We start from the raw sequence: 14,830 nt of genomic DNA, 5'->3' as shown, positions 1-14,830 counted from the left end.
GGATGGGATGCGATGCTTCGGTGAATAATTCAGGCCGGGCTGCTTATTCAGCAGCAGCGGCCCGCTCGTCGTCGGCGAACAAATCTTCCGCGCCTTCTTCGGCGCTCACGACCTTCGCCCTGACATAAATCGGTCCCAGTGGTTCTTCCTGCACAATCTCCACCAGCATTTCCTTGGCCAGCTCCAGCACGGACAGGAAGGTGACGACTACGCCCAGGCGACCTTCGGTAATGTCAAACAGCGTCTCGAAGCGCTGGAAATTTCGATCGCCGGTTAGTCGGCCCAGCAATTCGCCCATACGCTGTCGAACACTCAGCGCCTCACGCTTGATGGCGTGATGGCCAAACAATTCGGCGCGGCGCATCACGTCCTTCAGCGCCAGCAGCAGTTCCTTCAGATCAAGCGGCGGTGGCAGCTTGATCACATTGCGCTCGCCCGTGTCCGCGTGGGCGGGTGCGAAATCGCGCTCCATGCGGGGCAGGGCGTCGATATCCTCTGCTGCCCTCTTGAAGCGTTCGTACTCCTGCAGGCGTCGGATCAGTTCGGCGCGGGGGTCCTCTTCCACGCCTTCCTCGGCTGGAGGCCGGGGCAACAGCAAGCGCGATTTGATCTCGCCGAGAATAGCCGCCATCAGCAGGTATTCGGCGGCCAGCTCCAAGCGCATCACATCCCGCATCATCTCGATGTAGTCCATGTACTGCCGGGTGATCTCGGCGACAGGGATGTCCAGGATGTCCAGGTTTTGCCTGCGAATCAGGTACAGCAACAGATCGAGCGGCCCTTCGAATGCTTCGAGGATGACCTCGAGTGCATCCGGCGGGATGTACAGGTCCTGCGGCATCTGCAACAGCGGCTCGCCGCGCACGATGGCCAGCGGCATTTCCTGCTGTTGAGGTACCGACGCAAATGCGTCTTGCGGTGCGGGGACCGCCTGAGGCTCGATTGGCTCAGTGCTCATTAATGCATGTCGTTGGGCCGTCCGCGACGGCTTGCTCTGCGTTTAACACGTTAGGAAACGGTTTATCCCACCGGCATTCGCTCGACGAATGTCCCGACCGGATCGTGGCCCACAGGCGCGATCCGTTAAAACTGACTTGCGCGATGCCTAGCCGGTGCGCATGACGTCACCGTCGCGGGCATGCATGATGAAATCGCGCGTCCGGCGTTTCGATCAGGCTGACCGTGAGCGACCCTTGAGCGTCTCTGGCGTGTCTGGACCACGACAATAGGCGCGAGCCATAACGTGACGAAACCCGCGTCACTGGCTTCTCAATCGGTCGGCTGAGTGCATCGGGACGGGTGCCGTAGCGGTCGATCTGGCCGATCGTGCGCGCACCCTTATAACCCTGGCGACTCCAAGATTAGCCGCTGAAGCCGGGCAAGTCCAGTACACCCGATGCGCGTGGCACGGCAAAATAGCTTCGACATGCTGCCCGATGAACGCACCATCATCCACGTCGACATGGACGCATTCTACGCGTCCGTGGAGCAGCGTGACCGGCCCGAGCTGCGGGGGCTGCCGGTGATCGTGGCGGGCCTGGGGCCGCGCGGGGTGGTATCCACCTGCAGTTACGAGGCGCGGCGCTTCGGCGTGCGTTCGGCCATGCCTACGGCGCAGGCCCGCCGGCTCTGTCCCGATGGTGTCTACTTGTGGCCAGATCTGGCGCGCTATGAGGAGGTTTCCTGCCAAGTGTTCGAGGTTTTCCATGAGGTGACGCCCCTTGTCGAAGGGCTTTCGCTGGATGAGGCGTTCCTTGATGTCACCGCCAGCCAGCGCCTGCTGGGGTCCGTGGAAGCCATGGGGCTGAGGATCAAGGAGGCCATTCGCGAGCGCACCCAGCTCAACGCCTCGGTGGGCATGGGGTCCAATAAGCTGTTGGCGAAACTCGCCAGCGAGATATCCAAGCCGGACGGGTTCCGACGCATCGCCTCAGACCGCGCGGCGGCGGAACTGGCGCCCTTGCCGGTGGGCCGACTATGGACCGTAGGAAAGGTGACAGAACAGGCTCTGCACCGACTGGGCATCCGGACCATGGGTGAATTGGCAGCAAGTGACACGGCGCGTCTGGCGAGTGCGCTAGGACGTCAGGCCGGCGCTCTGCAGGCGCTGGCCCGGGGCGAGGACGATCGCAGCGTCGAGCCCGAGCTGGCTGAACAATCCATTGGCGCGGAGCACACCTTTGACGTGGACTTAGCCGAACTGGCCATGGCTGAAGCATGGCTACTGAGGCATTGCGAGCGCATTGCCGCAAGGGCGCGCCAGCGGGGTTTGCATGGCCGCACGGTGACGGTGAAGCTACGCGAGCCGCCATTCGTGACGCATACCCGGCAGGCGCAATTGGCATCGCCAAGCGCGTCCGCAAGTGAACTCTATCGACTGGCACGACGCTTGCTTAGTGCGTGGTGGGAGTCCCAACAGCGGCCACGCTTGCGCTTGTTGGGCGTCAATTTGTCGGGATTTGCGGTCGAGCCGCAACAGGATCTGTTCGATGCCGCGCCGGAACAGCGCGTCGCGGATCAGTTGCAGGATCGGATCAACTCGCGGTTTGGGACGGGGAGTCTGGTTCGCGCAGGTGTGTTGAAGACGCGACGGCCGGATTGAAGTTAGAAGGAGGCACTCCACATCGGTCGATGAGGCAGTGTTCTTCAGGATGAAGCAGTCGGCGCCGGGTGGCGCGCGACGTGGGGAGAAAGAGCAGGATGAGCAAGGCGGAAGACAAAGCCAGGAGCGGGGTCGACCCGGAGCAGCTGCGCCCTGCGCGCATGCGGATCGAAACCACGGTACTGATGAGTCGTGGCGACGAGTCGCATCCTACGGAGCTGGTGGATATCTCCGCGACCGGCGTGTTGCTGCGCCGTCCGTTGGGCTGGCACGGTGAGCAGGGGCAGAGCTGGATCCTCGATATGATTTTCGGCCACGACCTCCACATTCACCTGGAAGCGCAGGTGGCGCGTATTTCAGAGCGGCATTTGGGGTTTGCCTACACGCGCATCCCCGAGGATAAGCAGGTGCCGTTGTGGAATCTGCTGGGTGGCTACGCGGACATCCTGGAGATGTGGCACGACTGATCGCCGGTGATTCTCGTGGTTCCCGCGCGCTGCCAAGCCAGAAACGAAAACGCCCGCATTCGCGGGCGTTTTCTTATTCTGCACACAGGCCGGATCAGGCTGGCGTCTTCTTTTCGTCGCGCAGTTCGCGGCGAAGAATCTTGCCCACGTTGCTCTTGGGCAGCGAATCGCGGAACTCGATGATCTTCGGGCGCTTGTAGCCGGTGAGGTTGTCGTGGCAGAACTTCTTGAGTGCTTCCACGGTGAGGTTCGGGTCCTTGCGCACCACGAACAGCTTCACCACTTCGCCCGAGTGTTCGTCGGGCACGCCGACGGCTGCGACTTCGGCCACGCCAGGGTGCTGCATCACCACGTCTTCGACTTCGTTCGGATATACGTTGAAGCCAGACACGAGAATCATGTCCTTCTTGCGGTCGACGATGTAGATGTAGCCGCTTTCGTCCATGCGGGCGATGTCGCCGGTATGCAGCCAGCCATCAGCGCCCAATACCTTGACGGTTTCGTCGGGGCGCTGCCAGTAGCCCTTCATCACCTGCGGGCCATGCACCATCAGTTCGCCCACCTGACCGATCGGCAGCGGCTGATTGTCTTCCGACCAGATCGCCACGTCGGTGGAAGGAATCGGCAGGCCGATCGAGCCGTTGTAGTCCTTCAGATCCAGCGGATTGATGCACGCGGCGGGCGAGGTCTCGGTGAGGCCATAGGCTTCGGCCAGTGTGCAGCCGGTGACCTTCTTCCAGCGCTCCGCTACCGCGCGCTGCACGGCCATGCCGCCACCTAGGCTCAAGTGCAGCCGGGAGAAATCCAGCTCAGCGAACCCCGGCGTATTGAGCAGGCCATTGAACAACGTGTTGACGCCGGTAAGCGCAGTGAACTTCGACTTCTTCAGTTCCTTGACGAAGCCGGGCATGTCGCGCGGATTGGTGATCAGCCAGTTCAGGCCGCCCAGGCGCATGAACACCAAACCGTTCGCTGTCAGCGAGAAGATGTGATAAAGCGGCAGCGCCGTGATGATAATTTCTTCGCCGGGTTTGGCGTTCTTACCAATCCAGGCGCCGGCCTGCATCATGTTGGCAACCATATTGCCGTGCGAGAGCATCGCGCCCTTGGCGACGCCAGTGGTGCCGCCCGTGTACTGCAGGAACGCGAGGTCGTCGTGACCCAGTTCTACCTTCAGCAGTGGGTGAGGAGCGCCGCGCGACAGGGCGTCGGTGAAGCGCACGGCATGGGGCAGGCTATACGCAGGCACCATCTTCTTGACGTGCTTGAGCACGAAGTTGATCACCATGCCCTTGGCGCCCAGCAGGTCGCCGATGCCGGTGGTGATGATGTGCTCTACCTTGGTCTCGCCGATCACCTGCTGCAGCGTCGAGGCGAAGTTATCCAGCACCACGATGGCCTTTGCGCCGGCATCCTCAAGCTGATGCCTGAGTTCGCGCGCGGTGTACATCGGGTTGGTGTTGACCACCACCAGACCGGCGCGTAGCGCACCGAACAGGGCGATAGGGTATTGGAGCACGTTGGGCATCATGATGGCGATGCGATCGCCCTTGCTCAGCTTGAGCTCGCCGGTGAGGTAGCCGGCGAACTGGCGACTCAGCTCATCGATCTGGCCGTAGTTGAGCACCTTGCCGAAGCTGGCGAACGCGGGGCGCTGGCGGAAACGCTCGAAGGCTTCTTCCACCACCGCAGCCACCGACGCGTACTGGTTGACGTCGATCTGCGGAGGAACGCCTTCGGGGTAATGGGCCAGCCACGGACGTTCAATGCTCATGTTGTATCCAACGCTCCTGTATGTGTCTGCCTGATGGCGACGTAGGGCAAGATAATGTCGCGGCATTGGAGCATACGCTCGCGTATAGCAGCAAGCCGCGCCGCAGCGAGAATTTCCCATGCCCCGAGTACAAAAACTGTTTGTAAATCCGTTGTTTTGCCTGTTGCTGATGGCTGGCCTGTCGGCCTGCCATCACACGCCCGACGAAAGTCGGGTGCGACAGGGTATCGAAAAGGCCGAGCATGCTGCTGAGCAGGCGGATGCCTCGGCACTGGATGCCGTGCTGAGCGATGACTTCGACGGGAACCATGGGGAGATGGAACGTCGCCAACTGCTTGGTCTGTTGCGCGCGGCATCGTTTCGCGGCGAGACGATCCACGCGTTGACGGGCCCCATTGAGGTCGAACAGCACGGCGATCGCTACGTGGCACGCTTCACCGTTACCTTGACCAGCGGAGGCAAACTGCTTCCCGCGCAGATCGGCATGTATCAAGTGGAGACTGCATGGCGGAAGGATGGAGGGGAATGGCGTTGTTATTCGGCGACATGGACATCTGCGGGCTGATGCTCCTGACCAGCGCAAAGAAAACGCCGCACGTTGGCGGCGTTTTCCTCTTGCTTATTGGCGCTTACTTATTGGCGCTTACCTGACACTCAGGCCGCCTTCTTCCCTGCGAGTTGGCGCAGCACGTACTGCAGGATGCCGCCGTGACGGAAGAACTCGCGCTCCTTTGGTGTGAGCAGCAGTACCTTCACGGTGAACTCCTTCTTCTTGCCGTCTTCGCCAGTGACCACGACCTTGGCCGTCTTCGACTCGCCACCGTTCAGGCCGGTGATATCGAAGGTTTCCTTGCCGGTGAGGCCCAGCGACTGCGCGTTCTGGCCGTCCTCGAACTGCAACGGCAGCACGCCCATGCCCACCAGGTTGGAGCGGTGGATGCGCTCGAAGCTTTCCGCGATCACTGCCTTCACGCCGAGCAGCAGCGTGCCCTTGGCCGCCCAGTCGCGCGACGAGCCGGTGCCATATTCCTTGCCGGCGATGACCACCAGCGGCGTCTTGTCGGCCTTGTACTTCATGGCCGCGTCGTAGATGGCCATCTGCTCGCCGTTAGGCACATAGAGCGTATAGCCACCCTCGACACCGTTGAGCATCAGGTTCTTGATGCGAATGTTCGCGAAGGTGCCGCGCACCATCACGTCATCGTTACCGCGACGCGAACCGTAGGAGTTGAAGTCCTTCGGCTCCACGCCCTTGCCGATCAAGAAGCGGCCCGCCGGGCTGTCCTTCTTGATCGAGCCGGCCGGCGAGATGTGATCGGTAGTGATGGAGTCGCCGAATAGGCCAAGCACTCGGGCGCCGTGAACGTCTTCGATGGAGCCCGGCTCCTTGCTCATACCTTCGAAATAGGGCGGGTTCTTGATATAGGTGGAGTCGTCCCACTTGTACACGTCGCCATCGGGCGAGGCGATGTGATTCCAGCGCGAGTCGCCCTTGAACACGTCGGCGTAGCTCTTCTCGAACATCTCGGGATTGAGGGCGCTGCCCACAAGGTCTGAGATTTCCTGGTTGGTCGGCCAGATGTCCTTGAGGTACACCGGCTTGCCATCGCTGCCGGTGCCCAGCGGATCTTTGCTGAGGTCCACGTCGAGCGTGCCGGCCAGTGCATAGGCGACCACCAATGGCGGCGAGGCCAGGTAGTTCATCTTCACTTCCGGATGCACACGGCCTTCGAAGTTGCGGTTGCCCGACAGCACCGAGGCCACGGCCAGATCACCCTCGCCAATGCCCTTGCTGATTTCGGGCGGCAGCGGGCCGGAGTTGCCAATGCAGGTGGTGCAGCCGTAGCCGACGATGAAGAAGCCGACCTTCTCCAGCTCCTTCAGCAGGCCGGTCTTCTCCAGGTAGTCGGTGACCACCTTGGAGCCAGGACCAATAGAGGTCTTCACCCACGGCTGCGCTTTCAGGCCCCTGGCGGCGGCCTTCTTGGCGAGCAAACCGGCACCGAGCATCACACTGGGGTTGGAGGTGTTGGTGCAGGACGTGATGGCAGCGATCACCACCGCGCCGTCGCCGAGCTTGAACGATTCGCCATCCTTCTCCACGCGCACGCCGCTGTCGGTGATGTCGTTGGCCGGGTTGCCAATGGCTGCCGAGCCGCCTTCAGCGATGAAGGCCGAGGTATCGTCATTGCGCGGGCGGCGGTTGGCGGTCAACGGGCCCACTGCGTCATGGAAGCTCTTCTGCACACCTTCCAGCAACACACGGTCCTGCGGGCGCTTGGGGCCGGCCAGCGAGGGCTTCACCTCGGCGAGGTCGAGCTCCAGCGTCGTGGTGAAGCGCGGCTCCACGGCGTTTTCGTCGTGCCACAGGCCCTGTGCCTTGGCATAGGCCTCCACAAGTCGGATCTGCTCTTCGCTGCGGCCAGACAGGTGCAGATAGTTCAGCGCTTCCTGGTCGATCGGGAAGATGCCGCAGGTAGCGCCGTATTCCGGGGCCATGTTGCCGATGGTGGCACGGTCGGCCAGTGCAAGGTGCTTCAGGCCGCTGCCGAAGAACTCCACGAACTTACCCACCACACCGAGCTTACGCAGCGTCTGAGTGACGGTGAGCACCAGGTCAGTAGCCGTCACGCCCTCGGACAACTTGCCGGTCAGCTTGAAGCCCACCACCTGCGGAATCAGCATGGACGATGGCTGTCCCAACATGGCGGCTTCCGCCTCGATGCCGCCCACGCCCCAGCCCAGCACGCCGATGCCATTGATCATGGTGGTGTGCGAGTCGGTGCCAAACACGGTGTCTGGATAGGCCCACTGCTTGCCGCCCTTTTCCGCGGTGAACACCACGCGGGCGAGATGCTCCAGGTTCACCTGGTGCACGATGCCGGTGCGCGGCGGCACCACCTTGAAGTTGTCGAACGCCTTCTGGCCCCAGCGCAGGAAGGCGTAGCGCTCCTGGTTGCGGTGGAACTCGATCTCGACGTTCTTCTCCAGCGCGGATTCCGAGCCATACACGTCCACCTGCACCGAGTGGTCGATCACCAGCTCGGCAGGGGCCAATGGGTTGATCTGCTTGGCGTCGCCGCCCAGCTTCACCACTGCATCGCGCATGGCGGCCAGATCGACCACGCAGGGCACGCCGGTGAAGTCCTGCAACACCACACGCGCCGGCATGAAGGCGATCTCGGTGTCGGGCTCCGCCTTGGCGTTCCAGTTGGCTACGGCCTCGATTTCCTTGGCCGTGACGTTGACGCCATCCTCGTGGCGCAACAGATTTTCCAGCAGGATCTTCAGCGAGAAGGGCAGGGTCTTGAGGTCAAAGCGCTGGCCGAGCTTGGTCAGGCTGGCGATCTGGTACTGGCTGCCGTTGACAGTGAGGGTGTCGCGGGTGGCGAATGAATCCAGCATGGGGGCTAACTCCTGTTGCGTGAGTCTGGCGAACGCGCGAACGCGTAGCTTGAGGATCCTAAGGCACGGAACGTGAGGGGAATTGCAAAGGCCTGGGTCGCTTATCGAGCCGGTTGCGGCGGATATGGCGGGGGAGGGCCTTCGGTGATCAACCTCTTCGTTGACGGGCGCTGCCATTCAGTTTGGGACAAAAGCCGTATCGCGCAAGAGACCCGATCGGGGATTGCGCCATATTTGCGTTGCAAGATTTCGCACGCTCGCGGAAGCATGATGCGTGGTTGCCGGGAGCGCAGGGGTTTGCGTCTTCCTTGTCCGGCTTGTTGCTGGCGTAGGGATGACTTTCAGTGACTCGGCGTCAGGAAAAAACGACGGCACACGAAGCGTTGGCTTCGCGTGCCGTTTGACGATGCAGGCCTGCGTGCAGTTTCGACGGCGCGCCGTCAGCGCGAACCGCCATCGATGTCGATCAATGCGCCTGTGGTGAAGTCGTTGGTGATGACGAACTCCATAGCCTGCGCCACTTCTTCCGATGTGCCCGCCCGACCGACATGAAGGTCCTTGATCATGCCGTCGAACAGAGCGGTCTTGGCCTCGCGTGACAAGTGATCGTAAGCAGGCGTGTCGATCAACCCTGGCGAAACCACATTCACGCGCAGCGGTGCCAACTCCATGGCCAGGGTTTGCCCCATCTGCGTGATGGCGCCGTTGATCGCCGCCAGTCCGGCGGTGTGCATGAGTGCTGTGCGTGACGCCGTGCCCGACAACAGGGTGACGGAGCCGTCCTTGCGCAGGTGAGGCAGCGCGGCCCGAATGGATTGCCAGTAACCCAGCGCTTTCTGCTCGAAGGCTTTGAGCAAGACCGCACCGCTGACGTCGCGGAACGGACCCCATGCGGCACTGCTGGAGGCGGCCAGGACCAGATGATCGATGCGTCCGACGGCGGAGAACAGTGCTTCCAGTGAGGACTCGCTGGAGAAGTCCACAACATGAGCGCTGGCGCTGCCCGGGACGGTGGTGAGGGCGGCGTCGAGGCTCGCCTGCGAGCGGCTGGCGATGATGACGTGAGCCCCTTTCGAGGCTAGGCGCCGTGCACAGGCCAGACCCATGCCGGAGCTACCGCCAATGATCAGAATGCGTTGATTTTTAAGATTTTCCATGATGACTCCACCATTCCGGACGACAGGTGCCGGCATGTGGAACAGCATGGGTTTGTCCGTGGAATCCGTAAAATGGATTGTAGTGATGGATACTATCCATGGATTAAATACTTATGGGGCATCCATGTCGCTCGGGCGTTTCGACCTCAATCTGCTCCGGTCGTTGGACGTGCTGCTGGTCGAGCGCAACGTCACCCGCGCGGCTGCGCGGCTTCATCTGTCACAGCCGGCGCTTTCCAGTCAGCTCAAGCAGTTGCGTGCGCTGTTCAATGACCCGCTGCTGGTGCCCAGCGGCCCGCGGGGCATGCTGCCGACGCCGCGTGCGTTGGCGCTGCAGGAATCCTTGCGCGATTACCTGGCGCAACTGACCGCGCTGGTCGTCGAGCAAAAAGGGTTTGATCCGGCAGCGTCGAGCCGCACCTGGCGAGTCAGTGCGGCGGACTCGGCGCACTCTGTCGTAGCCCCCGGCTTGCTGCGTCGCCTTCAGGCGTCCGCACCGGCGTGCCGGCTGGCGTTGTTGCCGTCCTCCCAGCAGAACCTGCCGGAACTCATGAGCAGCAACGAGATCGACCTGCTCCTTGCGCCATCGACATCCATGCCGGAATCACTCAAGTGTCGGGAGCTGTATCGCGAGTCGTTCGTCTGCGTGCTGCGCAAAGGGCATCCGGCGGCGAAAAAACCACTTAGCCTGGATCAGTTCTGCGAGATGCTGCATGTGTTGACGTCACCCAGTGGCGGCGGCTTCGAAGGTGTCGTCGACGAGATGCTGGCCCACGTCGGGCGCCGTCGCCGCGTGATGGTATCCACGCCCAGCTTCTTGTTGCTTCCCTCTCTGGTGGAGGCGAGTGACTTGGTGGCTACGGTGCCGCGTCGCGTTGCTCAGTTCTGGACAAACCGGGTTGCACTGTTGGCGCCACCACTGGAAATCGAGGGTTTCTCCATGCAGATGGGCTGGCATCCGCGCAATCACGCCGACCCCGGCCTACGCTGGCTGCGCGAACAGGTTCAAAGCGTTGTAGCGGAAACCGCCCGCACCTGAACTGTCGATTCAGGCAATGGCAAAGCTCGACATCACCACCAGGCAACGCGCTGTGGTGTGCGGCATGCCAAGATTTCGAACGCTGCCGGAAGCGTTGTCTTGCGTTGCGGCACCAGGGGCTCGGCTGGCAAAATAGCGCGTTGTAATGCCGCCAAAAACGGCATGGCGACAAGACCTTGCGTCTTGTCGAGCGCCGGTAGCGGCCACGCGGAACCATCCCCTCGGGCGACCTCCGCCGCGGTTGTGCAAACAACTGCTCGCTGCCTCTTTGTTCTAGTTCACCGGACGAGACCACATGCTTAACGCCTACCGCCAACATGTCGCCGAGCGCGCCGCGCTGGGAATCCCGCCGCTGCCGCTGTCGGCCCAGCAGACCGCCGACCTGATCGAGCTCCTGAAGAATCCGCCTGCCGGTGAAGAGGCGTTCCTCGTTGATCTGATCACCAACCGCGTCCCGGCCGGCGTGGACGATGCGGCCAAGGTCAAGGCGTCGTATCTGGCCGCCGTGGCGTTCGGCACCGAAAAGAGCGCGCTGATTTCGCGCGAGAAGGCCACCGAACTGCTCGGCACCATGCTGGGTGGCTACAACATTCATCCGTTGATCGAGCTGCTCGACGACGCGCAGATCGGCACCGTCGCCGCCAATGCGCTCAAGCACACGCTGCTGATGTTCGACGCCTTCCACGACGTCAAGGAAAAGGCCGACAAGGGCAACGCCAACGCCAAGGCCGTGCTGCAGAGCTGGGCCGACGCCGAGTGGTTCACCAGCAAGCCGGAAGTGCCGGAGAGCCTGACCATCACCGTGTTCAAGGTGCCGGGCGAAACCAACACCGACGACTTGTCGCCGGCGCCGGACGCCACCACGCGCCCGGACATCCCGCTGCACGCGCTGGCCATGCTCAAGAACAAGCGCGACGGCGCACCGTTCCAGCCGGAAGAAGACGGTAAGCGCGGCCCCATCGCCTTCATCGAATCGCTGAAGGAAAAGGGTCACCTGGTTGCCTACGTCGGTGACGTGGTCGGCACCGGTTCCAGCCGCAAGTCCGCCACCAACTCGGTGCTGTGGTTCACTGGCGAGAACATCCCCTTCATCCCGAACAAGCGTTTCGGTGGCGTGTGCCTGGGCAGCAAGATCGCCCCGATCTTCTACAACACGATGGAAGACGCCGGCGCGCTGCCGATCGAACTCGACGTGTCCAGTATGGAGATGGGTGACGTCGTCGAGCTGCGTCCGTACGACGGCAAGGCGTTGAAGAACGGCGAAGTCATCGCCGAATTCCAGGTCAAGTCCGACGTGCTGTTCGACGAAGTGCGCGCCGGTGGCCGTATTCCGCTGATCATCGGTCGTGGCCTCACCGCCAAGGCGCGCGAAGCGCTGGGCCTGCCGGTCTCTACGCTGTTCCGTCTGCCGCAGCAGCCTGTCGATACGGGCAAGGGCTTCACGCTGGCGCAGAAGATGGTGGGTCGTGCCATCGGATTGCCGGAAGGCCAGGGCGTGCGCCCGGGCACCTACTGCGAGCCGAAGATGACCTCGGTGGGTTCGCAGGACACCACCGGCCCGATGACCCGCGACGAGCTGAAGGACTTGGCCTGCCTGGGCTTCTCAGCCGACCTCGTCATGCAGTCGTTCTGCCATACCGCCGCTTATCCGAAGCCGGTGGACGTGAAGACCCACCACACGCTGCCGGAATTCATCAGCACCCGTGGCGGCATCTCGCTGCGTCCGGGCGACGGTGTGATCCACAGCTGGCTCAACCGCATGCTGCTGCCGGACACCGTCGGCACCGGCGGCGACAGCCACACGCGTTTCCCGATCGGTATTTCCTTCCCGGCGGGCTCGGGCCTGGTGGCCTTCGCCGCCGCCACGGGCGTGATGCCGCTGGACATGCCGGAATCCGTGCTGGTGCGCTTCAAGGGCGAGCTGCAGCCGGGCGTCACGCTGCGTGACCTCGTCAACGCGATCCCGCTCTACGCCATCAAGCAGGGCCTGCTGACCGTTGCCAAGCAGGGCAAGAAGAACATCTTCTCCGGCCGCATCCTGGAAATCGAAGGTCTGCCGAACCTCAAGGTGGAGCAGGCATTCGAGCTGTCCGATGCCTCGGCCGAGCGTTCGGCTGCCGGTTGCACGGTGCATTTGGACAAGGCGCCGATCATCGAGTACATCACCAGCAACATCACGCTGCTGAAGTACATGATCGCTCAGGGCTACAAAGACCCACGCAGCCTGCAGCGCCGCATCAAGGCGATGGAAGCGTGGCTCGCCAACCCGCAGTTGCTGGACCGCGATGCAGACGCTGAATACGCTGCGGTCATCGAGATCGACCTGGCCGACGTGCACGAGCCCATCGTGGCTTGCCCGAACGACCCGGATGATGTGAAGACGCTCAGCGACGTGGCTGGTGCCACCATCGATGAAGTGTTCATCGGTTCGTGCATGACCAACATTGGTCATTTCCGTGCCGCGTCGAAATTGCTGGAAGGCAAGCGCGACATCCCGACCAAGCTCTGGGTGGCCCCGCCGACCAAGATGGACCAGCAGCAGCTGACCGAGGAAGGCCACTACGGCGTGCTCGGCACCGCCGGCGCCCGCATGGAAATGCCGGGTTGCTCGCTGTGCATGGGCAACCAGGCGCAGGTGCGCGAAGGCGCTACGGTGTTCTCCACCTCTACCCGCAACTTCCCCAACCGTCTGGGCAAGAACTCCAACGTGTACCTGGGTTCGGCCGAACTGGCCGCGATCTGCTCGCGTCTGGGCAAGATCCCGACCAAGGAGGAGTACATGACTGACGTAGGCGTGATCAACGCCAATGGCGACAAGATCTACAAGTACATGAACTTCGACCAGATCAAGGATTACTCCGAGGTAGCCGCCGCCGTTCCTGTCTGATCGGTGGAGTCAAAAAAACAGTGAAAAAAGGCCGACGATAAGTCGGCCTTTTTTTGTTGAAAAGGGCGGCAAAAAACAGAGTTTTCCGGTCTTCTTCTTGAGGATCAGGCTGCTACGGTGCCTGTTCGACCTCACGGCACTGAAGGGGCAAGAACATGCCGACGGCAAAGAAGACTGGACACACCGCAACCAAGAAGAGCGCTTCTACCCGCGCGCAAAAACGGACCCCATCGCACGTCCAGACCCCAAACCATTCATCCCGTAACAACTACCCCAACGTGTTAGTGCATGGCATGTGCGGCTGGGGCAAGGATGAGATCTTCGGCCAGCATTTCCGCTACTGGGGCGGCCTCAAGGGCGATATCCAGGAGTATCTGAAGAGTAAGGGGTATGAGACCTTCGTCGCTTCGATGGGACCGATCTCCAGCAACTGGGATCGAGCCTGTGAGCTCTATGCATTTTTGCGTGGAGGCATGGTCGACTATGGTGCCGTTCATTCGGCCCGCTACGGCCATTCGCGCTATGGGCGCAGCTATCCCGGTGTGTTTCCGCAGTGGAGTGAAACCAACAAGGTGCATTTGATCGGACACAGCCAGGGTGGTCCGACGTCACGCACGCTGATCCAGTTGCTTGAGCACGGCGACGCTGACGAGGTGGCCTTTGTGCCTGGCTCGCACGAGGCGCCTTCGTCTGATCTTTTCAAAGGCGGCAAGCGCTGGGTGCACAGCCTTACATCAGTGGCCGGCGTACATAACGGCACTCCAGTCGCCGATGACATGGGGGCGCTCATTGCCGACTTGCTGCATGCGGCTGCGTCGACCGCCGGCCTTGCAGAGAACGAACCCATCTTTGATTTCTCTTTGCAGCAGTGGGGGCTTGAGCGTGAAAAAGGCGAGGGGTTCGCGGAGTACATTCGCCGCTGCCTTGGCAGCAAGATCTGGAAGACCAACGATTGCTGCGCCTATGACCTGTCGCTGGTTGCTGCGCACTTTCAGAACGCACTGGTGCTCACGTCGCCGGATGTTTACTACAGCTCCTATGCTGTAGATGGCACGTTCGAGGGGCCTTTGGGAGTGCGCCTTCCGGCGCCTAACATGAATCCTGCGCTCAAGCTGGGCGGTGTCTTGATCGGCAAGAATGAGCGTGATTTGCCAGGTGGTGCGGATGCCTGGCGCCCGAACGATGGTGCCGTTCCCGTGCCATCGGCCCAGTACCCGTTTGGTCATGCACACGACGCCGTGGTGGCCGGCAAGACCGAGAAACCCAAGAAGGGAGTCTGGTACGTTCATCCCACACTCACCGGCAAAGATCACATCAGCGTTATTACCCCATGGCTGGATGTCACCATCGAAGAGCTCAACGCCTTCTATGAAGGCATCGCCAGCCACAACCGCTCCTTGCCTGCATAAATCCGGGCTTATGGCCATTCCGGCTAAAGTCTCGGTATCTTCCTTTACAAACGACAAAGCCCGGCACTGTGCCGGGCTTTGTCGTTTATG

General features: G+C 61.9%; 10 protein-coding genes. 6 read left to right on the top strand and 4 right to left on the bottom strand.

Features of this window, described 5'->3' with window-relative positions; genetic code table 11:
• Positions 1–43 precede the first annotated feature (43 nt).
• On the bottom strand, positions 44–958 hold the full coding sequence (locus DyAD56_RS21540; RefSeq protein ID WP_102304890.1) for a ScpA family protein: 915 nt from the start codon (positions 956–958) through the stop codon (positions 44–46).
• A gap of 468 nt (positions 959–1,426) precedes the next feature.
• Between DyAD56_RS21540 and DyAD56_RS21535 the strand changes: the two genes are divergently transcribed.
• Together DyAD56_RS21535 and DyAD56_RS21530 are read left to right on the top strand one after the other, a co-directional pair.
• Positions 1,427–2,602 carry a DNA polymerase IV gene (locus DyAD56_RS21535; RefSeq protein ID WP_199179082.1) on the top strand — a complete coding sequence of 392 codons (1,176 nt, stop codon included), beginning with the start codon at positions 1,427–1,429 and terminating at the stop codon, positions 2,600–2,602.
• A 98-nt stretch (positions 2,603–2,700) separates the two neighbouring features.
• Entirely contained in the window at positions 2,701–3,069 is a 369-nt protein-coding gene (locus tag DyAD56_RS21530; protein WP_102304888.1) for a PilZ domain-containing protein, read from the top strand.
• Positions 3,070–3,163: 94 nt separating this feature from the next.
• Here DyAD56_RS21530 and DyAD56_RS21525 read toward each other — a convergent pair whose 3' ends face one another.
• Entirely contained in the window at positions 3,164–4,843 is a 1,680-nt protein-coding gene (locus DyAD56_RS21525) for a long-chain-fatty-acid--CoA ligase (protein ID WP_102304887.1), read from the bottom strand.
• Positions 4,844–4,961: 118 nt separating this feature from the next.
• On the opposite strand from DyAD56_RS21525, the gene DyAD56_RS21520 reads away from it, so the two are divergent.
• Complete coding sequence (locus DyAD56_RS21520) at positions 4,962–5,408, top strand: nuclear transport factor 2 family protein (protein WP_102304886.1); 447 nt, start codon at positions 4,962–4,964, stop codon at positions 5,406–5,408.
• Between the two features lie 89 nt (positions 5,409–5,497).
• Here the strand turns inward: DyAD56_RS21520 and acnA are convergent, their stop codons facing one another.
• Together acnA and DyAD56_RS21510 are read right to left on the bottom strand one after the other, a co-directional pair.
• Positions 5,498–8,248 carry an aconitate hydratase AcnA gene (acnA, locus tag DyAD56_RS21515; RefSeq protein WP_102304885.1) on the bottom strand — a complete coding sequence of 917 codons (2,751 nt, stop codon included), beginning with the start codon at positions 8,246–8,248 and terminating at the stop codon, positions 5,498–5,500.
• A gap of 440 nt (positions 8,249–8,688) precedes the next feature.
• On the bottom strand, positions 8,689–9,405 hold the full coding sequence (locus DyAD56_RS21510; RefSeq protein ID WP_158241422.1) for an SDR family oxidoreductase: 717 nt from the start codon (positions 9,403–9,405) through the stop codon (positions 8,689–8,691).
• A gap of 85 nt (positions 9,406–9,490) precedes the next feature.
• Here DyAD56_RS21510 and DyAD56_RS21505 point away from each other — a divergent pair, with 85 nt between their 5' ends.
• From DyAD56_RS21505 to DyAD56_RS21495, 3 genes are all read left to right on the top strand, one after another.
• Positions 9,491–10,444 carry a LysR family transcriptional regulator gene (locus DyAD56_RS21505; RefSeq protein WP_158241421.1) on the top strand — a complete coding sequence of 318 codons (954 nt, stop codon included), beginning with the start codon at positions 9,491–9,493 and terminating at the stop codon, positions 10,442–10,444.
• A gap of 295 nt (positions 10,445–10,739) precedes the next feature.
• Positions 10,740–13,331 carry a bifunctional aconitate hydratase 2/2-methylisocitrate dehydratase gene (gene acnB, locus DyAD56_RS21500; RefSeq protein ID WP_102304883.1) on the top strand — a complete coding sequence of 864 codons (2,592 nt, stop codon included), beginning with the start codon at positions 10,740–10,742 and terminating at the stop codon, positions 13,329–13,331.
• Positions 13,332–13,624: 293 nt separating this feature from the next.
• Positions 13,625–14,740 carry a lipase gene (locus tag DyAD56_RS21495; protein WP_102304882.1) on the top strand — a complete coding sequence of 372 codons (1,116 nt, stop codon included), beginning with the start codon at positions 13,625–13,627 and terminating at the stop codon, positions 14,738–14,740.
• Positions 14,741–14,830: the final 90 nt, after the last annotated feature.

Source organism: Dyella sp. AD56, assembly GCF_002878475.1.
Lineage (GTDB): Bacteria > Pseudomonadota > Gammaproteobacteria > Xanthomonadales > Rhodanobacteraceae > Dyella.
The sequence above is the reverse complement of the archived record's forward strand: the minus strand, read 5'-3'. Positions and strand labels throughout refer to the sequence as shown.

Excerpts from the sequence above, each read along its gene's own strand:
- DyAD56_RS21495 (WP_102304882.1), top strand. The coding sequence starts at position 13,625 with ATGTGCGGCTGGGGCAAGGATGAGATCTTCGGCCAGCATTTCCGCTAC.
- DyAD56_RS21510 (WP_158241422.1), bottom strand. The coding sequence starts at position 9,405 with ATGGAAAATCTTAAAAATCAACGCATTCTGATCATTGGCGGTAGCTCC.
- DyAD56_RS21530 (WP_102304888.1), top strand. The coding sequence starts at position 2,701 with ATGAGCAAGGCGGAAGACAAAGCCAGGAGCGGGGTCGACCCGGAGCAG.
- acnA (WP_102304885.1), bottom strand. The coding sequence starts at position 8,248 with ATGCTGGATTCATTCGCCACCCGCGACACCCTCACTGTCAACGGCAGC.
- acnB (WP_102304883.1), top strand. The coding sequence starts at position 10,740 with ATGCTTAACGCCTACCGCCAACATGTCGCCGAGCGCGCCGCGCTGGGA.
- DyAD56_RS21535 (WP_199179082.1), top strand. The coding sequence starts at position 1,427 with ATGCTGCCCGATGAACGCACCATCATCCACGTCGACATGGACGCATTC.
- DyAD56_RS21525 (WP_102304887.1), bottom strand. The coding sequence starts at position 4,843 with ATGAGCATTGAACGTCCGTGGCTGGCCCATTACCCCGAAGGCGTTCCT.
- DyAD56_RS21520 (WP_102304886.1), top strand. The coding sequence starts at position 4,962 with ATGCCCCGAGTACAAAAACTGTTTGTAAATCCGTTGTTTTGCCTGTTG.
- DyAD56_RS21505 (WP_158241421.1), top strand. The coding sequence starts at position 9,491 with ATGGATACTATCCATGGATTAAATACTTATGGGGCATCCATGTCGCTC.
- DyAD56_RS21540 (WP_102304890.1), bottom strand. The coding sequence starts at position 958 with ATGAGCACTGAGCCAATCGAGCCTCAGGCGGTCCCCGCACCGCAAGAC.